Below are 19,767 nucleotides of genomic sequence, written 5' to 3'. Positions count from 1 at the left end.
TACCCAGGAGTCCGGTCCGCGTAACGTAGGTGGTGTTACCGGAGGTCGCTTTGCGGATGCTGCGCAAGGGCTTCGACATCGTGAACGGCGTGGCACCGACGATCTGTAGGCACAATCGCACGATCTTGCGGGACGATTGTGCGAACATTTCGAATGATCGCCGGTGCCGATTTCGAACTAAGCTGCCCGAGACCGTTCAAGTACTGCGACCTCGGGCATTTGCGCAGCAGTGCGTTCGCGTCGGAGGTAGACAGTCCAGGTCACCGCCACGCACAGCGCGTAGTACGCGAGGAAGACGATGAAGGCCGAGTCGCCGCTGTGCGCGGGGCCGTTGTAGGAGGCTCGGAACGCCAGATTCACCCCGACGCCGCCAAGAGCGCCGACCGCTCCCGCGATGCCGATGAGCGCGCCGGAGAGCCTGCGGGAGACCACGGACGCCTGCTCCGATGCAGTGGACTCGGCTTTCCTGGCGTAGATCGCGGGGATCATCTTGTACACCGAGCCGTTGCCGATCCCGGTCAGCACGAACAGCACGGTGAAGACCGCCACGAACATGGGCAGGGACTTCAGGCTGGAGGCGACCAGCAGTCCTGCCGTGCCCAGGGCCATCAGGATGAAGTTCCAGAAGGTGATGCGGGCGCCGCCCCAGCGGTCGGCCAGCCAGCCGCCCACCGGCCGGGCCAGCGATCCCAGCAGGGGGCCCAGGAACGTCCACCCCGCGGACTCCAGCGGCGAGGCGCCGAACTGGTTCTGCAGCACCAGGCCGAAGGCGAAGCTGTAGCCGACGAACGAGCCGAAGGTGCCGATGTAGAGCATGGAAACGCACCAGGCGTCCGCATCGGCCACCGCTTCCCGCCACGCGCGCGGGTCGACGCGCACGGCGTCGATGTTGTCCATCTTCCAGGCCGCCAGCAGCGCCGCGAGCGCGATGAGCGGCAGGTAGATGGCGCACACGTAGGAGGGGTGGAGGTCACCGAACGTCGTGATCACCAGCAGGCCCACGATCTGGATCACGGCGACCCCGATGTTGCCGCCACCCGCGTTGAGTCCCAGCGCCAGCCCCTGCTTGCGCTGCGGGAAGAAGGCGCTGATGTTGGTCATCGACGAGCCGAAGTTGCCACCGCCGACGCCGGTCAGGGCGCTGATGACCAGGAACACCCACAGCGGCGTGTGCGGCTGCTGGACGAAGTGGAAGGCCAGCAGCGCGGGCACCAGCAGGATCGAATTGCTGAAGACCGTCCAGTTCCGGCCGCCGAAGCGGGTCACCGCGTAGCTGTAGGGCAGCCGGAGCAGCGAGCCGACCAGAGCAGGTGTGGAGATCAGCAGGAACTTCTCGCCCGCGTCGAAGTCGAAACCGATTTTCGGGGACATGAACAGCACCAGCACGGACCAGATGCCGAAAACGGAGAACTGCAGGTGCTCGGAGAAGATGGACAGCATCAGGTTGCGCCGAGCCACGAATTTTCCGGAATTCTCCCAGAACTGTTCGTCCTCGGGATTCCATCCGATGACCCGGCGGCCGGACGGGGCCCTGGAGTTCAGCGTTGAAGCCAAGGGGTGGTCCTTCCTCTTATAAGGTGTCCGCCGAGACCGTAGAAATGACGTGTTTCATCGGATCCCGAGTCTCGTTACCGCCGTGCAAAAGCGGATTCACGAGGGGGCAACAGGGATCTGTGAAGGAACTGACGTATTGGCGGAGCTCGCCCGTGAGGTCTTCGGCCGGCCGGAGCCACCGCGATGGGCGGGGTCACGCGGGTGGCGCTAGCCTGATATGACAGCGTGGCGTGCGTAATGGGGTTTTGCGTGTCGATGCCGGATCGGGGCACTGGGGATCAGGCCACTGGGGATCGGGGCCCTGGGGATCGGGGCCCTGCGGGCGGCCGACTGGTCGAGGGGACGAGTTGGGTGGGCCGCCAGGGCGAGTTGGCCACCGCCCGGCGACTGCTCGCCGACTGCCGGGTGGTCACCCTGACCGGAACCGGCGGGGTCGGCAAAACGCGGCTGGCGCGGCACATCACCACCGACCTCGCCAGGGGTTTCCGGGACGGCGCGGCGTTCGTGGAGCTGGCCGAGCTGCGCAACCCGGAACTGCTGTCCACAATGGTCGCGGACAAGCTCGGTCTGCACGACCAGTCGGACCGTCCGCCGATCGATGCGATCGTGGATCACCTGCGGGACAGCCAGTTCCTGCTGGTCCTCGACAACTGCGAGCACTTGACGGCTGCCTGCGCGAGCTTCGTGGAGACCCTGGTGGCCTCCTGCCCGCAGCTGACAGTCCTGACCACCAGCAGGCAGTCCCTGGAGATGCCGGGCGAGCACCTGCTGCCGGTACCCCCGCTGTCGGTCCCCGGCGAAGCGGAGCCGGCCTCACCGGCGGAGCTGGACCGGTACGAGGCCGTGCGGCTGTTCGTCGACCGGGCCACCGCCGTGCGGCCTTGGTTCACCGTCACCGAGGACAACTACCGGGACGTCGCGCGGTTGTGCACCGAGCTGGAGGGCCTTCCGCTGGCACTCGAACTGGCCGCGGTCCGGTTGCGGTCGTTGTCGGTGCGCCAGATCGCCGACCGGCTGACGCACCGGCTGGCGCTGCTCACCCGCGGCAACCGGTTCGCGCCTTCGCGCCAGCAGACCCTTCGCGCGCTGATCGACTGGAGCTACGAGCTGTGCTCTCCGGCCGAAAAGCTCGTGTGGGCGCGGGCCTCGGTGTTCTCCGGCGGTTTCGACCTGGAGGCCGCCGAACACGTGTGCTCCGGTCCGGGGGCGGAACAGGGCGCGATCGCCGACATCGTGCACGGGTTGATGAGCAAGTCGTTGCTGGTCGCCGAGAACCACGGCGACGTGATGCGGTACCGGATGCTGGAGACGCTGCGCGAATACGGCCGGGACCGGCTCGGCGCGGACCGCACGCGGGTGGCCCGGCTGCACCGGGACTGGTACGCCGGGCTGACCGCCCGGTTCGGGGCCGAGTGGATCGGGCCGGACCAGGTGGCCTGGACCCGCCGGGTGACCGAAGACCACGCGAACATCCGGGTGGCGCTCGACTTCTGCGCCGCCGAGCCCGGCGAGGCCGTGGTCGGGTTGCGGATGGCCAACCAGCTGGACGTGTACTGGACGGTGCGCGGTTTCCTGGCCGAGGCGCGGATCTGGCTGGACAAGATGCTGGGGAGAGCGCCGCGGAACACCCCGGAGTGGGTGTTCGCGCACCGGTTGCTCTCCTGGTGCGCCCTGCTGCAGGGCTACATCGAGCCGGGGACCGCGGCGCTTGAGGGAGTCCGGGAGGTCGCCGAGCTGATCGGCGACGAGGTGTCCGGGGCGTACGTGGACGTGGGCTGGGGGCTGGCGAACCTGTTCACCGAGCGCGAGCCCCTGGCCCGGGACCAGTTCGCGGCGGCGCTGGAGGTGTTCCGCCGGCACGGCGTCCAGCACGGGGAGGGCTACGCAGGTTTCCTGCACGGGCTGGCCACCGCGGTCAGCGGGGACTTCGAGACCGGGCGGGACCTGATCCGGGACCACGTCACCGCCGGTGCTGCCATCGGCGAGAACTTCTGGCGGTCCTGGGGGCTGTGGGCGCTGGGCATGGCCGAGTTGTTCCTCGGCGACGCCGACGCCGCCGAGGAGGCCGAGCTGGCCGCGTTCCGGCTGCAGCAGGAGCTGGGCAACCGCGTGGCCGAAGCGTTCACGGTGCACATCATCGGCGGAATCGCGGTCAGGAAGGGCCAGTTCCCCCGATCGGCCACCCTGTTCGGCATCGCCGCCCGGCAGTGGCGGGCGCTGGGCGCGAACCCGTGGAATTTCGGCATGTTCACCAAGCGGATCGTCGAGTACGGCGCGATCTCGTACCAGGAACTCGGCGAGCAGGGGTACAAGCGGCACTACGACCGCGGGGGTGCCATGTCCCGGGACGAGGCGGTCCGGTACGTGCTGGGAGAATCCGCGGAACCGGTAGCGGCCCGGAAGAATCCGCTGACCCGGCGGGAGAACGAGGTGGCCGGGCTGGTCGCGGCCGGACTGACCAACCGCGAGATCGCCGCCCGGCTCTACATCGCCCAGCGCACCGCGGAAACCCACGTCGACCGCATCCTGACCAAACTGGACTTCAACACCCGCGCCCAGATCGCCACCTGGGTGGTGGAAGGACGGAGGGGCGCCGCGGCCGATCGTTCCTAGGCGCGGGCGTGTCGGCCCAGAGTGCAGCGAGTGCGTTGCGCAGAGGTGGGTTTCCCAGCAGGTTCGGGAACTCTGCGCCTGAGCGTTCCCGGTGAATTCGGACCGGCCTAGCTCTCGTGGTTGCGGTATGCCGATTCCCAGGATTGGAGCTTGCGGCGGATCTCGCTGTCGAGAGACGTTCGGTCGCTGGGGCGGTCCTCGTAACGAGTGCGCAGCGTGCGCATCGCCGTGAGCAGATCACGTTCTTGCGCCGGTTCGTAGAAGCCGATACCGCAGATCAGGGTGACGGCCCGGTACGGGGTGACGGCCTCCTCCCGCAGTGATCCGGCGGCGTTGAGGCACGCCATAGGGAAGTAGGCGTCGGGCGTGGCGCGGCCGACCAGAACCGTGGGCGGGATCCGCAGCAGTGCCGGCGCGGCGATCTCCTCGTCGCGCGCGGCGTGCCGCTGCGGGTCCGCGGCGACCTCGGTCAGCGGCTCCCGGAGTTGAGCTAGGCATTCCAGTCCCGCCTGCTGCCACGCGCTGGTGCTCCGGCGTTGGTTCGGGTCGTCCAGGCATGCCAGAACCGACCGATAAGACTCCACGACGGCGCTGGCGCCCTCGTCGGCGTAGGCGAGCAACGCGCAGCCGTGAACGAACCAGGTCAGCGCCCGCTGCAGCGCCTGCTCCGGGTGTGCACGGGCGTGCTGCTGTTCGTCTTCCTGGAGCTGTTCGATCCGTTCCCGGACTCCCGCTGGCCTCATGCTGATCAGGGTAGGGCCAGTTGCAAATCACCGGGTCAGGGAACGGTGATCTCGTCGATGACCTCGGCCGCGATCGGTGCCGCAGTGGAGCGGTAGTGCTTGGCCAGGCGGCGGAAGAGCTCCTCGGCGCGGATGGCCGGCCAGTCGCGGGCGAGGTGCTCGGCGGGCAGGTGCGGGTCCTGGCGCACCAGTTGGAGCCAGTCGGTGTGCAGGACCAGTTGCCGCGCCAGGTCGTCCGGGGCTGACGGGAGCGGCCCGCGGGTGTCCCACCTTTCGAGGAAGGCGTGGTAGCGGGCCGCGATGGCTTCGGTGGCGAAGGCCCTGCGGACCACGTCGGCGGAGTCGGCGTGCTGGGCGGTGAACACGATGACGTGCTCGCTGAGCCCGAGGTCCGCCGCGATGGCCGCCGCGTCCTTGATCCCGGGTGCGATCCACAACCCGTTCTGCAGCATGCCGAATCCGGCCCAGACCAGCTGCGAGCGCAGGTCGTGCCGGTCGCTGCGCCTGCTGTCGGGCAACGAGAAGCCGACCAGGGTCCAGTTCCCGTCCCAGTCCCGGTTGACCGCGCCGGTGTGCCAGATCCGCCGCTCGCCGTCCTCGAGCACCTCGGTGGCGCGCGGCGTCAGTCCGAAGTAGACGCGGCGCCCGTTGCGGTGCCGGTCCAGCAGGCCGCGCCTGGCCATCCGGGTCAGCGTCGAGCGGACGGCCTCCTCGGAGATGTCGACCCGGGCGAACACGTCGATGACGCTGCCGGAGTAGACGGCCGTGTCCCGCCCGAGCAGGTACAGCCCCAGGAAGCTGAGCATCAGGGACTGCGGCCGGGCCGAGTACGTCAGTGCGGTGTCGTCGGTGGCGGTCACGGGAACAGCGTAATCCGGCCGCTGAAGTTGGGCACATTATTGACCTCCGTCATCAGAGTGCCCTATGTTGGCGCCGTCAGGACGAGCTGGAGGAAAGGACGCCTGTCATGGATCTGTCCGGAGAAGTCGCCGTCGTCACCGGTAGCGGCCGGGGGCTCGGGCGGGCCTACGCCGAAGCGCTCGCCGCCTCCGGCGCGGCCGTCGTGGTCAACGACGTGGACGCCTCGGCTGCCGAGCAGGTCGTCTCGGCGATCAGGGCGGCCGGCGGCCGGGCGGCGTCCGTGGTCGCGCCGGTGGGCGGTGCTGAGGTCGCGGACCGGTTGGTCTCGACCGCCGTCGAAGAGTTCGGGCGGCTCGACGTGATGGTGACCAACGCGGGCATCCTGCGGGACCGGGTGCTCTGGAAGATGACCGACGAGGACTTCGACGCGGTCGTCGACGTGCACCTGCGCGGCACGTTCACCTGCGCCCGCGCGGCCGCGGTGCGGATGCGCGAGCAGGGCACCGGCGGCAGGCTGGTCCTGATCTCCTCACCCGCGGGGCAGCGCGGGAACTTCGGCCAGACCAACTACGCCGCCGCCAAGGCCGGGATCGTCGCGATGGCCCGCACCTGGGCGATGGAGCTGGCCAGGGCCGACATCGCGGTGAACGCGGTGGTGCCGGTGGCGGCCACCGAGATGACCAGGACCATCCCCGCCTTCGGTCCGGTCATCGCCGAATCCGAGCGCACCGGAGCCCCGTTCCCGGACTGGCTCCGCAGAGACGAGGGGCTGGGCACGGTCGAGGACGTCGCGTCCCTGATCGTGTTCCTCGCCTCCGCCGAGGCCAAGGGGATCACCGGCCAGGCCATCGGCATCGGCGGGGACAGGCTGGCGCTGTGGGCGCACCCGCGGGAGAAGGCCACGGCCTACGCCGACGGCGGCTGGAGCGCGGACGCGATCGCGGCCTCCTGGCACGGCGGTGTCGGTGCCGAGCCGGAGACCTACGGCATCCCGGCGCCGAAGGTCCCGGAGGCGTGAGATGGCGATCAACGTCGGTGACCTCACCGCGATCGACGTCCACACCCACGCCGAGATCTCCAAGGACGGCCACAGCTCGCTGAGCCCGGATCTGCTCGGGGCTTCGGAGAAGTACTTCAAGGCCGGTGGCCACCGCCAGCCGACCATCCCGGAAATGGCCGACTACTACCGCGAACGCCGGATGGCGGCAGTCGTGTTCACTGTGGATGCCGAACACTCGACCGGGCACCCGCGCATCGCGAACGAAGAGGTCGCCGAGAGCTGCGCCGAGCACTCCGACGTGCTGATCCCGTTCGCCAGCGTCGATCCGTGGAAGGGCAGAGCGGGTGTCCGCGAGGCTCGAAGGCTGGTGACCGAGCACGGAGTGCGCGGTTTCAAGTTCCACCCGAGCATCCAGGACTTCGCGCCCAACGACCGGATGGCCTACCCGCTGTACGAGGTCATCGAGGAACTCGGAGTTCCCGCCCTGTTCCACACCGGACAGACAGGGATCGGGGCCGGGGTTCCCGGCGGCGGCGGGATCCGGCTGAAGCACTCCAACCCGATGCTGGTCGACGACGTCGCCGTCGACTTCCCGGAACTGCGGATCATCCTGGCCCACCCGTCCTTCCCCTGGCAGGACGAGGCACTGGCCGTCGCCACGCACAAGCCGTACGTCTACATCGACCTGTCCGGGTGGTCGCCGAAGTACTTCCCGCCGCAGCTGGTGCGCTACGCCAACTCGCTGCTCCAGGACAAGGTGCTGTTCGGATCCGACTACCCGGTGATCACCCCGGACCGCTGGCTCGCCGACTTCGCGAAGCTCGACATCAAACCCGAAGTGCGCAACAAGATCCTGAAGGACAACGCGGCCGGACTCCTCGGCCTCAGTTAGGAGAAGCTCATGACCGTGACCGCCGATGGCATCGAGGAGCTCAAGGGGCTCGCGGGCCTGGATCTCGGGCACACCGACTGGATGGAGATCTCCCAGGAGCGGGTCAACACCTTCGCCGACGCCACGAACGACCACCAGTGGATCCACGTCGACGCCCAGCGGGCCGCGAACGGCCCGTTCGGCGGCACCATCGCGCACGGCTACCTCACCTTGTCGCTGCTGATCCCGCTTTTCGGGGAGCTGCTGGAAATCCGGGGCGTGGGCATGAGCGTCAACTACGGGCTGGAGAAGGTCCGGTTTCCGAACCCGGTACCGGTCGGCAGCAAGATCCGGCTGGCGGGCAAGGTCGCTTCGGTGGACGAGGTCACGGGTGAAGGCGTGCAGATGCAGCTCGATTTCACCGTTGAGATCGACGGCGCTGACAAGCCCGCGTGCGTCGCCCGGGCCGTCTACCGGCACTACGCGTGAGGAGCGACGGATGCGATTTCTTTCCGGCAGAATCGTCGCCTTGTCGGCGGCGCTCGCACTGGTCGCCGCCACCCCGGCCGTGGCTGCGACCGAGACTCCCGTCCACCTGGAGGGCCGGCTGCCCAGCGGCGCGGCCTGGGTCATGGACGTTCCGGCCGACTGGAACGGCACGGTGCTTCTGTTCAGCCACGGCTACCGGGAGGCGGGCTCGCCCAACCCGGCCCAGAACGCTCCGACCGAGGAGGCCGGCGCAGCCGCTCTGGAGCAGGGCTACGCGCTCATCGGGTCGTCGTACGCCACGACCGGCTGGGCCGTCGAGCAGGCCGTGCCCGACCAGCTGTCCACACTGGACGAATTCACCGAGCGCTTCGGTCCCGCGCGCCGCACGATCGCGTGGGGCCAGTCGTACGGCGGTCTGGTGACCACGACGATCGCCGAGCGGCAACCCGGGCGGATCGACGGTTCCGTGGCCATGTGCGGACTCGTGCACGGCGGTGTCGCGAACTGGAACAGCACGCTGGACGCCGCGTACGCGGCCAGGACCCTGCTCGCTCCCGACGCCCAGGTGCCGCTGGCCGGTTTCCCGGACCAGGAGGCCGCGACCCGGGCCGCCGAGACGATGGCGGGTGCGGTCAACACCGCCCAGGCCACCCCGCAGGGCCGGGCCCGGATCGCGCTCGCCGCCGCGTTGCACAACATCCCCGGTCACAACGACCCCAGCCAGCCCGAGCCCGGCGAGCACGACTGGGCGGGCCAGCAGCGCAACCAGTACCAGGCCCTGAGCCGGTTCTTCCGGACGGCGATGAACTGGCGCCAGGAAGCCGAAAGCCGCGCGGGCGGCAACATGTCCTGGAACACGGGTGTGGACTACGCCCGGATGCTGTCGCGCTCTCCCTACGCGACCGAGGTCGAGGCCCTCTACCAGGACGCCGGTCTGTCGCTGAGCGGTGATCTCGAACAGCTGGCGAACGGCCCGCGGATCAGCGCCGACCCCGGAGCCGTCGACTACATGACGCGCAACGTCGCCTTCACCGGACGGCTGGACAAACCCCAACTGGACCTGCACACCACCGGCGACGGCCTCGTGCCCGTGCAGGTGACGCGCGCTCACCGCGACGCGGTCGAGCAGGCCGGATCGTCCCGGCTGCTGCGGCAGTCCTACGTCGATCGGGCCGGGCACTGCACGTTCACGACCGGTGAGCAGATGGCCGCGCTGCACGCGGTCGAGCAGCGGATCGACACCGGAGCCTGGGGCGACACCGGCCCCGCGGCGATGAACGCTCGGGCCGAGGCCGCCGATCCGGGCCACGACCACGCCTTCGCCGACCACCAGCCGTCGCCCTATCCGCGTCCCTTCGACCTCGCCCGGTTCGCTCGATAGCCCACCTCCGACGAAGAGGGTCACGGCCATGTCGAATCCCGTGCAACTCCGCCGCGCTGTCGCGTCGAGCTTCCTCGGCAGCGTGATCGAATACTACGATTTCCTGCTCTACGCAACAGCTTCCGCGGTCGTCTTCGGCCAGGTCTTCTTCACCGGCCTCGATCCGCTGGTCGCGACGGTCGCCAGCCTCGGCACGTTCGCCACCGGTTACCTCGCCCGGCCGCTGGGCGGCCTGATCTTCGGCCACTTCGGTGACCTGGTGGGACGCAAGCGGATGCTGGTGCTGACGATGGTGCTGATGGGCGCGGCCAGTTTCCTGATCGGAGCGCTGCCCGACTATCGGCAGATCGGCGCGGCGGCGCCGGTCGGGCTTGTGCTGCTTCGGGTGCTGCAAGGAGTGGCCGTCGGCGGTGAGTGGGGTGGGGCCGTGCTGATGTCGGCCGAGCACGCCACCTCCAGGCGCGGCCTGTGGGCCAGCTTCACCAACGCGGGTGCGCCCTGCGGAATGCTGCTGTCCACTGCGGTGCTGACCGGCACGTCGGCCGCGGTCGGCGAGGAGGCGTTCCTGGCGTGGGGCTGGCGGATTCCCTTCCTGCTCAGCATCGTGTTGCTGGCGCTGGGGCTGTTCGTGCGGCTGAAGGTCGAGGAACCCCCGGTGTTCCGGGCCGCCGAACGCGCACCGCGGGCGCCGTTGTTCGAGGTCCTGCGGAACCACCCGCGCCCGCTCCTGCTGGGCATCGGCGCCGGGCTCGCGGCCTTCGTCGCCCAGGCCACGCTGACCACCTTCGTCCTCGCCTACGGCGTGCAGTCGGGCTTCAGCAGGCAGACGGTGCTCAACAGCATCACGATCTCGTCGGCGTGCGCCGTCGTCGGCATCGTCGGGTGGTCGGCGGTCTCCGACCGGCTCGGCAGGCGGCCGGTGGTGCTGGCCGGCGCGGTGGTCATGGCCGCCTACGGCTTCGCGCTGTTCCCCATGGTCGACAGCGGCAGCAGCGCGCTGCTGACCCTCGCTCTGGTGCTCGGGCAGGGAGTGGTGCACCCCATGATGTACGGGCCGCTGGCGGCCCTTTACACCGAGCTGTTCAGCACCCACGCTCGATACACCGGTGCCTCGCTCGGCTACCAGCTCGCCAGCCTCGGCGGCGGGCTGGCACCGGTGCTGTTCGCACAGCTCCAGAACGCGGTGGCGGTGTCGGCCACGATCGCCGCGTTCTGCGCCCTGTCCGCGGGGTGCGTCATGTCGTTGCGGGAAACCAGTCACCGGGACCTGGCTTCGGTGGAAACCAGGCCGGAGAAGGAGGGGACGCGCTGATGCGCAACGAAGGACTGGGTTGCTGGCCCGCTCGGCGGGCGCGCATGACACCGCACCGCACCGCCTTCGTGTCCGGCGGGAAGTCGCTCACCTACGCCGAATTCGCCGACCGGACCACCAGGCTCGCCGCCCAGCTGCGCTCAGCCGGTGTCGAGCCCGGTGCCCGGGTCGCGTACCTGGGCCCGAACCACCTCGCGTTCGTCGAGACGATGTTCGCCGTCCACCAGCTGGGAGGGATCTTCGTCCCGCTCAACTTCCGCCTGGCAGCGCGGGAAATCGCCTACATGCTCGACGACTCCGGTCCGGTGGCGCTGATCTACGCCCCGGAGTGCGCGGGAGTGGTGCGGGAGCTGGGTGAGCGGGGGGAGCGGTTGGTGGCGCTCGCCGATCCGGCGCCGGGCGAGCTGGACTACGAACGCTGGCTCGCCGACGGCTCGACCGCGCCGATCGACGTGCCGGTGCGGCTCGACGACACCGCGCTCATCCTCTACACCTCCGGCACCACCGGTCGTCCGAAAGGCGCGATGCTGACGCACGGGAACCTGGTGTGGAACACCTGCAACGTCCTCGTCGGCGTCGACCTGACCAGCCAGGACCGGACTCTGGTCAGCGCACCCCTGTTCCACGTCGCCGCGCTCGACCAGACCCTGCTGCCGACGTTCGTCAAGGGCGGCTGCTCGGTGATCACGTCCACCTGGGACGTCGACACCTGCTACGACCTCATCGAAGAGCTGGGCATCACCTGGATGTTCGGGGTGACGACCATGTTCGCCGATCTGGCCCGGTCGCCGCGCTGGGCCGAGGCGGACCTGTCCTCGCTGCGCACGGTGATGTCGGGTGGTGCGGCGGTTCCTGAGTCGTTGATCCGCACGTACCAGGAGCGCGGTCTGGTGTTCTGTCAGGGCTACGGGATGACCGAGACCGCGCCCGGCGCGACGTTTCTGGAGGCGTCGGAAAGCCTCCGCAAGGTGGGTTCGGCGGGTGTGCCGGTGTTTTTCGCCGACGTGCGGGTCGTGCGCCCGGATCTCACCGACGCCGCGCCGGGTGAGCCGGGCGAGGTGCTGATCAAGGGGCCCAACGTCACGCCCGGCTACTGGCGTGACCCCGGGGCCACGGCCGCCGCGCTGACCGAGGACGGCTGGTTGCGCTCCGGCGATGTCGGCAAGCTCGACGAGGAGGGACACCTCTACCTCGTCGACCGGGTCAAGGACATGTTCATCTCCGGCGGCGAGAACGTGTACCCGGCCGAGGTCGAGCGGGCGGTCTTCGAACACCCGGCGGTTGCCGAAGCGGCCGTGATCGGTGTCGCCGACGAGAAGTGGGGCGAGGTGGGCAAGGCGTTCGTCGTGTGCCACCCGGGCACGCGGCTGACCCGCGAGGAACTCCGCTCGTTCCTGCTGCCCCGGCTGGCCAAGTACAAGATCCCCGCCCACCTGGCCGTGGTCGACGAACTACCCCGCACCGGCTCAGGCAAGATCACGAAAGCCCGCCTGCGCGAGATCTCCGGACACACGCCGGGCTTCGACTGACTCCCTGCTCCCGGGGGAGCCAGCCGAGTCCAGCGCCGCCAACCGCGTTCGCCTACTGGGGACGTCAGCCCGCGCTGGGCAGCAACCTCTCGGCGACGAGCCCGGCGTGCACGGCCTCGCCGATCGCGGTCACGGCGCTGAGCGGCCGGACCATGACGGTGAACTCCGAGATCAGGCTGTCGTCGTCGAGCCGGATCAGGTCGATGCCGTGGATCTGCTTGCCGTTGACCACCGCGCGGAAGACCAGCACGTGCGCGTCGGCCGCCTCCACCGTGCCGTTCAGCTCGCCGACGTAGTGGAACTCCTCGAAGACGCGTCGCAGGAGCACGCCGAAGACGCCCAGGACCATGGCCCGGCCCTCGAACGGCTTGAACTTGATCGGGCTGAAGAACCTCGGCTCGGCGGCGAAGAGCGGTTCCAGCGCGTCGGCGTCGCGCTGTTCGACGGCCGTGCGGAAGCGGTCGATGGTGTTCACCGGGTGGCTCCTTACTCAAGGATGTGACTAGTCCTAAAATTGACTATAGTGGTGGCCGGACTCAGTGGGGAGTGGTGCGGGATGGCTTTGCGGCACGCGGTGCTGGCGGCTTTGCTCGACGGTGAGCACAGCGGTTACCAGCTGGCCAAGGCGTTCGACGTCGGCATGGCCAACTTCTGGCACGCGCTGCCGCAGCAGCTCTACGCGGAGCTGGCGAAGCTGGAGCGGGACGGGCTGATCACCGGCCGCGAGGTCGTCCAGGAGGCCCGGCCGAACAAGCGGCTGTTCACGGTCACCGACGCGGGACTGGACGAACTGCGCCGGTTCGCGGCCGGCCAGTCCAAGCCGTCGTCGGTCCGCGACGACCTCATGGTCAAGGTCGCGGCGGCCGACGCGGTCGACACCGCAGAGCTGGTCGGCCAGCTGGAGGAGCGGGCGGCGATCGCCGAGGCGAAGATCGACCTCTTCGACGGCCTGCTGCGCAGGATGCGCGGTGACGCCGACGAAGCCGAGTTCCTGGCCCGCGGCAGGCGGATCGGCCCCTACCTGACGTGCCTGCGGGGCCGAGCGTTCGAGCGGGAGAACCGGGACTGGTGCACCAGGACCGCCGCTGTGCTGCGGGCCAGGGCGGGTGCCGATGTCCGGCGATGAGCGCGGTTACCGCCGGTTCGTGGCGCTCGGCGACAGCCAGACCGAAGGTCTCAACGACGGCGACGACGTGCGCGGGTACCGGGGCTGGGCGGACCGCCTTGCCGAACACCTCGCCGCCGCCGACCCGGAAGTGCGGTACGCGAACCTGGCCGTTCGCGGGCGGCTCGCGCACGAGGTGTGCGCCGAGCAGTTGTCCCCGGCGCTCGCGCTGGCCCCCGACCTCGTCACCGTGATGGCCGGGGTGAACGACCTGATCCGCCCCGGTTGCGACGTCGCGGCGGTGAGCGGCCACATCGAGCGCATGCTCAGCGCGCTTTCGGCCGCTGGAGCCGAAGTCGTGACGTTCGCCTACCCCGATCCCGGACGGCTCCTGCCCGCCGGACGGCTGCTCAGCGCGCGGACGCGGGACCTCAACGACCGCGTCCGGGCCGCCGCCCGCCGCAGCGGAGCGCTGGTAGTCGACCTGTCCGCGCACCCCGTGACGTCGGATTCCCGGCTGTGGAGCGACGATCGGCTGCACCTCAACGCGCTTGGACACACCCTGCTCGCCGCAGCCGTCGCCCATGCCTTGCGGCTCCCGGGAAGCGACGATTCCTGGAGCAATCCGCTTCCGGTACGGGAACCGCTCACGAGGTGGCGGCGAGCGGAGGCGGAGCTCCGGTGGGCGATGGGTTTCGTCGGCCCGTGGGTCGTCCGGCGGCTGACGAAGCGCTCCTCCGGGGACGGACGGCGGGCCAAGCGGCCCGCGCTCGGCCCCGTCTCCGTCCACACTGGACGCAGTTGAGGATCGGCGCCGAGCCGCCTGGTGGCGCGGCGGAAGGCCGGCTGACCTCGGGGTCCGCCGAACGGGCCCTTTGGTCGTATCCGCTCTGTTATCGAACGACTACGGAGCGCTACTCTGATCGGCGCAGTACGTGACCGCCGGACGGCCGCGGCCGGGCCCGCCTTAGGAGGAAGACATGGACTTCAGCGACCTCGGCATCCCACCTGGACGCGATCCCGAGTACCCCTGCAGGATCTGGGCCGAGCCGCACCGCTGCCTGCACCCCTACGAGCACGTGCGCCTGCAGGCCGCGCACTTCCCCGCCGACATCGAGGAAGCGGTGTTCACCATGGACTGCTTCGCGTGCGGCAGCCGGTTCGACCAGAACTCCAGGCAGGGCTGGGTGTACGACTACCTGGCCCGCATGATGGACGAGGGGCGGGTCGGCTACGTCAGGAAGGACGACCTGGAGATCGTCGGCAGGATCGACCGGGAGCGGACCAAGTACGGCAGGATCTTCGACGCGATCACCGGCCACGGCAATCCGATCACGGCCAGCCCGGTCGTGCTCCGGCGGCCCGACTAGCCCTGCCTGTCCCGGCCGCGTTCCGGGCCGCTGCGGGAGCACACGCTGGTCATGGTGACGGTGGCGAGAACCAGCACGATGACCGCGAGCGACAGCGGTGTCGGGATTTCGGGAACAGCGGGCCACATGCCGTGCGCCCAGTGCAGGACCAGCTTCGCACCGATGAACGCGAGGATGACCGCCAGCCCGTGGTTGAGGTGGACGAGCGCGTACAGCGCGGTGTGCAGCACGAAGTACAGGGCGCGGAGGCCGAGCAGCGCGAAGGCGTTCGTGGTGAACACCAGGTACGGGTCCTCGGTGACGCCGTACACCGCGGGCACGGAGTCGACCGCGAAGACGATGTCGGTCGCGATCACCGCGACCACGACCACGGCGAACGGGGTCAGCGCGCGCCGTCCTGCCTCGCGGACGGTGAGCCGGGGGCCCCGGTAGTCGTCGGTGACCGGCATCAGGCTGCGCAGCAGCCGCACCGAACGCATCTTCGAGACGTCGGGCTCGGCCTCCTGCCCGGTCAGCGCCGCGTGGAGGATCTTGACAGCGGTGCAGAACAGGATCGTGCCGAACACCAGGAACGCCCACGTGCCCGCCTCGACCATGGCGGCACCGATCGCGATGAAGATCCCGCGCAGCACCAGCGCGCCGACGATCCCGTAGAGCAGCACGCGCTGCCGGAGCGCGGCCGGAACAGCGAAAGCGGTCAGCAGCAGCATGAACACGAACAGGTTGTCCACCGACAGCGACTTCTCCACCACGAACCCGGTGAAGAACTCCAACGCCGGAACACCGCCGAAAGACCCCCACAGGAACACCGCGAACACCAGCGGCAACGCCAGGTAGAACGCCGACCAGCCCAGCGATTCCCGCAACGAGACCTCATGCGGGCGGCGGGTGATCGCGAAGTCGGCGGCCAGCAGGCCGAGCAGGACGGCGATGCTGACGATCCACATCCACGGGGAACCGATCGTCTCCGGCGAGCCGGGCACGCGAGCCTCCCGAACATCCTCGTGCTCGGGTCTCCTTCGTCCCGCCGTGGGCGGAACGGCCTGCCGGGGCCACCGCGTGGCGGCCGTCCTGACCGGGCCGGCCCTTCGGAAGTACTCCCCCGAAGGGAGTATCAGGCCACCGCGACTCGCCGGCAAAAGGCCCTGGGCTGCACTCCCCGCGGACCCCAGCTTTGACCGGGGTTGTCCGCCAGGCGTGTCGCGGCCTAGCCTGGCACGCCAAATCGATGAAACGTTTCAACACCGGTGGTGCGAAAACGGGCAACCTGGAACATCGGAGCGGATGGACAGGAGGGCCGACGATGGCTCGATCGGGCAGGCGCACGACGGGGTGGCGCGCGACGGTCGCCGTGGCCATGTCGAACTACATCGAGGCCGGGTCGATCATCGCGATCGCCACCAGCCTCGGCCGGTGGCAGGAGCGCTTCGGCCTGGACGACCTCGCGGTCGGGCTGCTCGCCTCGCTGAGCGCCAACGCCTTCGGCGCCGCCGCGGGCGCGGCCATCGGTGGTCCGCTGTGCGACCGCTACGGCCGGAAGTTCATCTACACCTACGACCTGCTGCTGTACATGGCGGGCGTGCTGCTGGCGGTGTTCGCGGCGTCGTACGGGATGCTGCTGGCGGCCTTCGTGCTGACCGGCATCGCGGTCGGCGCCGGGGTGACGGCTTCCTGGACCTACATCGCCGAGGAGGCGCCCGCGCACCAGCGCGCCGCGCACGTGGGCACCGCGCAGCTGGCGTGGTCGATCGGTCCGATGCTCGGTTACCTGCTGGCGGTCGTGGTCGCGCCGCTCGGCCTGCTCGGCAGCCGCCTGGTGTTCGCGCACCTGTTCCTCGTGGCCGCCTTGACGTGGTGGGTGCGGCGCGGGCTGGCTGAGTCCGAGATCTGGCGCAGCCGCAAGGAGTCCCCGAGCGAGCACTTCACCTTTCTCAGCAGCCTGCGGGGGTTGTTCACCAGCAGGGTGAACTTCGGTGCGATGGTCTTCCTGGTCGGGGTGTACGCGCTGTGGAACGCGGTCGCCGGGCAGGCCGGGATCTTCCAGCCGCGCGTGTACGAGGCGGCCGGCTTCACCTCGGAGACCGAGCAGTACCTCGTGCAGGTCCTGCTGTGGGGATGCACCAGCGCGGCGACCTACCTCGGTTTCATGCTGCTCGCCGACCGCGTGAGCCGCCGGTGGCTGTACTGCGGCGGCGCGGCTCTCGGGGTCTTCGCCTGGGTGACGCTGATCTACGCCCCCGCGAGCACCTGGACGCTGCTCGTCTTCGCGATTGGCTGGGGAGTGTCCTCGGGCGTCGGGGCGCAGGCGTTCTATGGGCTGTGGGCCAGCGAGCTGTTCGCCACGCGGTATCGCGCCAGCGCGCAGGGCGTGCTGTTCCTGGCCGCACGGATGCTGGTCGGCCTGGTCAGCGTGGGATTCCCCGTGCTGCTGACGCAGATCGGGTTGAAGGGACTCGGGGTTCTCATCATCGGACTGCTCGTCGGCTCGCTGCTCGTCGGCACGATCTGGGCTCCTCGCACGCAGGGCAAGAGCCTGGAGCAGATCGAGCGGGAGCGCTACGGGCCGGCCGGTGTCAGGAGCGTTGGCGCAGCGTGGAGCGGCGGACGACCAGCTCCGGCTGGTAGACGATCCGCTGCGGTCGAGCCGGATCGGGGGAGGTCTCGCGGATGAGGAGCTCCGCGGCGGTGCGGCCGATCAGCCGCGCGGGCTGGCGCACCGAGGTCAGCGGAACGGCCGCGGCAGCGGCGAATTCGATGTCGTCGTAGCCGACGATCGCGATGTCGTCGGGGACGCGCACGCCCGCGGCGAACAGCGCCTGGAGCACTCCCAGAGCGAGCAGGTCGTTCGCGCAGAAGACAGCAGTCGGGCGTTCGGGCAGCCCGAGCAGCCGGGATCCGGCGTCGCGGCCCGCGGTGACGTCGAGGGTGGCGGTTTCCAGGGTCGTCAGGGCGTCGGCGGGGAGCCCGGCGTCGCTGATGGCCTCCAGCGCACCGCTCCGCCGGTCCCGGCACTGGGTGAGGTCCAGGGGGCCGGAGACGTAGGCGATGCGCGCGTGGCCGGATTCGAGCAGGTGCCGCACGGCGAGCGCCCCGCCCGCGACGTCGTCGACCGACACCGAGCTGGCCCGGTCGTCGGCGGTCACCCGGTCGACCAGGACGTGCGGAATGCCTTGCCTGCGAAGCACTTCCAGGCCGCCCTCACCGGTGGGCGTGATGAGGACGCCGCGGACGCGCTGCTCGGCGAACAGGGACAGGTACAGGTTCTCGGTCCGGCGGTCCTGGTCGCTGTTGCACAGCATGACGCCCAGGTCCTCGGCCTCGGCGGCCTGCTCGGCGCCCCGTGCGACGTCGACGAAGAACGGGTTCGTCATGTCCAGCGCGAGCATCGCGATGATCCGGCTGGCGCCCGAGCGGAGCTGCCGGGCCGAGTCGCTGCGCACGTACCCGAGCGCTTCGATCGCGGCCAGCACGCGGTTCCGGGTGCGCGGCGAGACGCGGTCGGGCCGGTTCAGCGCGTTGGACACCGTGCCGATCGAGACACCCGCGTGCCGGGCGACGTCCTTGATGCTGACGCCGCTCGGCCGCTCGCTCGTCCGGGACACTTCCGCTCCGCTCGGTTCTCTTGACGCGTCCTGGCCGCCAGCCTACTCTGGGGCACCTTTGAAACGTTTCATTCTCGTCGGAAGACGCACTCCGCGGGTGCCGCGATCGGGGACGCGGCCCGCCTGCGCGGAGGCGTCGCTGCCCCACTGCCCCTGGAGCCGCGAAGATGTCGGAACACCTCGCCGTCAAGGCCGCGCTGAAGGCCCAGCGCATCGAAACCCCGTCCTGGGCCTACGGAAACTCCGGAACCCGCTTCAAGACCTTCGCCCAGGACGGCGTCCCGCGCAATCCTTTCGAGAAGGTCGACGACGCCGCGCAGGTCCACGCGTTCACCGGTGTCGCGCCGAGCCTGGCGCTGCACATCCCGTGGGACCAGGTCGACGACTACGCCGCGCTCGCCGACCACGCGGCCCAGCAGGGCCTGCGCATCGGTGCGATCAACCCGAACGTCTTCCAGGACGACGACTTCCGGCTCGGCAGCGTGTGCCATCCGGATCCGGTGGTGCGCAAGAAGGCGACCGCGCACCTGCTGGAGTGCGTGGACATCATGGACGAGACCGGCTCCGACGTGCTGAGCCTGTGGTTCGCCGACGGCCTCAACTACCCGGGTCAGGACTCGCTCGCGGCCCGGCAGGAGAGGCTGTCCGAGGGACTGCGGACCGCCTACGACCGGCTCGGTGGGCGGCAGCGGATGCTGTTGGAGTACAAGCTCTTCGAGCCGGCCTTCTACGCGACCGACGTGCCGGACTGGGGAACGTCGTTCGCGCACTGCGTCGATCTCGGGGAGCGGGCGCGGGTCCTGGTCGACACCGGCCACCACGCGCCGGGCACCAACATCGAGTTCATCGTCGCGTTCCTGCTCGGCCGCGGGCGGCTCGGCGGGTTCCACTTCAACAGCCGCTTCTACGCCGACGACGACCTGATGGCCGGCGCGGCCGATCCGTTCCAGCTGTTCCGGATCATGCACGAGGTCGTGCGCGCCGGCGGGTTGGACGCCTCGGCGGACGTCGCGTTCATGCTCGACCAGTGCCACAACATCGAGCCGAAGATCCCGGCGCTGATCCGGTCGGTGCTCAACGTGCAGGAGGCGACGGCCAAGGCGCTGCTGGTCGATGCAGACGCGCTTGCCCAGGCGCAACGGGACGGTGACGTCCTTGCGGCGAACGCGGTGCTCATGGACGCCTACAACACCGATGTCCGGCCGCTGCTGGCCGAGCTGCGCGAGGAGGCGGGCCTGGATCCGGACCCGATCGGCGCCTACCGCCGCTCGGGCCACGCTGAGAAGATCGCCGCCGCGCGGCGGGGCGGCAGGCCCGCGGGCTGGGATTCCTGAGGA

18 protein-coding genes are annotated in these 19,767 nt (G+C 69.7%); 12 read left to right on the top strand and 6 right to left on the bottom strand.

Annotated features, from left to right (window positions below):
• Positions 1 to 177: 177 nt before the first annotated feature.
• A complete protein-coding gene (locus ABD691_RS10800; RefSeq protein ID WP_344679433.1) occupies positions 178 to 1,554 on the bottom strand; it encodes an MFS transporter in 1,377 nt (458 codons plus the stop codon).
• Between the two features lie 351 nt (positions 1,555 to 1,905).
• Between ABD691_RS10800 and ABD691_RS10795 the strand changes: the two genes are divergently transcribed.
• A complete protein-coding gene (locus ABD691_RS10795) occupies positions 1,906 to 4,167 on the top strand; it encodes an ATP-binding protein (RefSeq protein ID WP_344679432.1) in 2,262 nt (753 codons plus the stop codon).
• Positions 4,168 to 4,274: 107 nt separating this feature from the next.
• Here ABD691_RS10795 and ABD691_RS10790 read toward each other — a convergent pair whose 3' ends face one another.
• Positions 4,275 to 4,910, bottom strand: a complete 636-nt coding sequence (locus ABD691_RS10790; RefSeq protein WP_344679431.1) for a hypothetical protein — start codon at positions 4,908 to 4,910, stop codon at positions 4,275 to 4,277.
• Between the two features lie 35 nt (positions 4,911 to 4,945).
• Positions 4,946 to 5,770 (bottom strand): PaaX family transcriptional regulator, encoded by an 825-nt coding sequence (locus tag ABD691_RS10785; RefSeq protein WP_344679430.1) that lies wholly within the window; start codon positions 5,768 to 5,770, stop codon positions 4,946 to 4,948.
• A 107-nt stretch (positions 5,771 to 5,877) separates the two neighbouring features.
• Here ABD691_RS10785 and ABD691_RS10780 point away from each other — a divergent pair, with 107 nt between their 5' ends.
• From ABD691_RS10780 to ABD691_RS10755, 6 genes are read left to right on the top strand one after another with little or no spacing between them, the layout of a single operon-like run.
• Positions 5,878 to 6,789, top strand: coding sequence for an SDR family oxidoreductase (locus ABD691_RS10780; RefSeq protein WP_344679429.1), 912 nt, complete (start codon positions 5,878 to 5,880; stop codon positions 6,787 to 6,789).
• Position 6,790: 1 nt separating this feature from the next.
• Positions 6,791 to 7,663 (top strand): amidohydrolase family protein, encoded by an 873-nt coding sequence (locus tag ABD691_RS10775; protein WP_425565037.1) that lies wholly within the window; start codon positions 6,791 to 6,793, stop codon positions 7,661 to 7,663.
• A gap of 9 nt (positions 7,664 to 7,672) precedes the next feature.
• On the top strand, positions 7,673 to 8,131 hold the full coding sequence (locus ABD691_RS10770; RefSeq protein ID WP_344679428.1) for a MaoC family dehydratase: 459 nt from the start codon (positions 7,673 to 7,675) through the stop codon (positions 8,129 to 8,131).
• A gap of 10 nt (positions 8,132 to 8,141) precedes the next feature.
• Positions 8,142 to 9,512: an alpha/beta hydrolase family protein gene (locus ABD691_RS10765; protein ID WP_344679427.1), complete on the top strand. Its 1,371-nt coding sequence runs from the start codon at positions 8,142 to 8,144 to the stop codon at positions 9,510 to 9,512.
• Positions 9,513 to 9,540: 28 nt separating this feature from the next.
• Positions 9,541 to 10,824 carry an MFS transporter gene (locus ABD691_RS10760; RefSeq protein ID WP_344679426.1) on the top strand — a complete coding sequence of 428 codons (1,284 nt, stop codon included), beginning with the start codon at positions 9,541 to 9,543 and terminating at the stop codon, positions 10,822 to 10,824.
• Positions 10,824 to 12,353: an acyl-CoA synthetase gene (locus ABD691_RS10755; protein ID WP_344679425.1), complete on the top strand. Its 1,530-nt coding sequence runs from the start codon at positions 10,824 to 10,826 to the stop codon at positions 12,351 to 12,353. Before ABD691_RS10760 ends, ABD691_RS10755 begins: the two co-directional genes overlap by 1 nt.
• A gap of 64 nt (positions 12,354 to 12,417) precedes the next feature.
• On the opposite strand, the gene ABD691_RS10750 is transcribed toward ABD691_RS10755, so the two are convergent.
• A complete protein-coding gene (locus tag ABD691_RS10750) occupies positions 12,418 to 12,828 on the bottom strand; it encodes a nuclear transport factor 2 family protein (RefSeq protein ID WP_344679424.1) in 411 nt (136 codons plus the stop codon).
• An 81-nt stretch (positions 12,829 to 12,909) separates the two neighbouring features.
• Here ABD691_RS10750 and ABD691_RS10745 point away from each other — a divergent pair, with 81 nt between their 5' ends.
• From ABD691_RS10745 to ABD691_RS10735, 3 genes are all read left to right on the top strand, one after another.
• A complete protein-coding gene (locus tag ABD691_RS10745; RefSeq protein ID WP_344679423.1) occupies positions 12,910 to 13,479 on the top strand; it encodes a PadR family transcriptional regulator in 570 nt (189 codons plus the stop codon).
• On the top strand, positions 13,466 to 14,263 hold the full coding sequence (locus tag ABD691_RS10740) for an SGNH/GDSL hydrolase family protein (protein ID WP_344679422.1): 798 nt from the start codon (positions 13,466 to 13,468) through the stop codon (positions 14,261 to 14,263). Before ABD691_RS10745 ends, ABD691_RS10740 begins: the two co-directional genes overlap by 14 nt.
• A 175-nt stretch (positions 14,264 to 14,438) precedes the next feature.
• Complete coding sequence (locus ABD691_RS10735; protein WP_344679421.1) at positions 14,439 to 14,828, top strand: hypothetical protein; 390 nt, start codon at positions 14,439 to 14,441, stop codon at positions 14,826 to 14,828.
• Here ABD691_RS10735 and ABD691_RS10730 read toward each other — a convergent pair.
• On the bottom strand, positions 14,825 to 15,775 hold the full coding sequence (locus ABD691_RS10730) for a TerC/Alx family metal homeostasis membrane protein (protein ID WP_344679773.1): 951 nt from the start codon (positions 15,773 to 15,775) through the stop codon (positions 14,825 to 14,827). The genes ABD691_RS10735 and ABD691_RS10730 overlap by 4 nt on opposite strands.
• A gap of 356 nt (positions 15,776 to 16,131) precedes the next feature.
• Here ABD691_RS10730 and ABD691_RS10725 point away from each other — a divergent pair, with 356 nt between their 5' ends.
• The gene (locus ABD691_RS10725) at positions 16,132 to 17,499 is read left to right on the top strand and encodes an MFS transporter (protein WP_344679420.1); all 1,368 of its coding nucleotides are present in this window, start codon (positions 16,132 to 16,134) and stop codon (positions 17,497 to 17,499) included.
• On the opposite strand, the gene ABD691_RS10720 is transcribed toward ABD691_RS10725, so the two are convergent.
• Positions 17,402 to 18,430, bottom strand: a complete 1,029-nt coding sequence (locus ABD691_RS10720) for a LacI family DNA-binding transcriptional regulator (RefSeq protein WP_344679419.1) — start codon at positions 18,428 to 18,430, stop codon at positions 17,402 to 17,404. The two genes, ABD691_RS10725 and ABD691_RS10720, sit on opposite strands and share 98 nt — an antisense overlap.
• 167 nt (positions 18,431 to 18,597) lie before the next feature.
• Here ABD691_RS10720 and rhaI point away from each other — a divergent pair, with 167 nt between their 5' ends.
• Positions 18,598 to 19,764: an L-rhamnose isomerase gene (gene rhaI / locus ABD691_RS10715; RefSeq protein ID WP_344679418.1), complete on the top strand. Its 1,167-nt coding sequence runs from the start codon at positions 18,598 to 18,600 to the stop codon at positions 19,762 to 19,764.
• The last annotated feature ends 3 nt before the right edge of the window (positions 19,765 to 19,767 follow it).

The sequence above is a fragment of the Saccharopolyspora taberi genome (assembly GCF_039534165.1).
In the GTDB taxonomy this organism is placed as follows: domain Bacteria; phylum Actinomycetota; class Actinomycetes; order Mycobacteriales; family Pseudonocardiaceae; genus Saccharopolyspora_D; species Saccharopolyspora_D taberi.
This window is presented reverse-complemented; position numbering and strand designations above follow the sequence as displayed.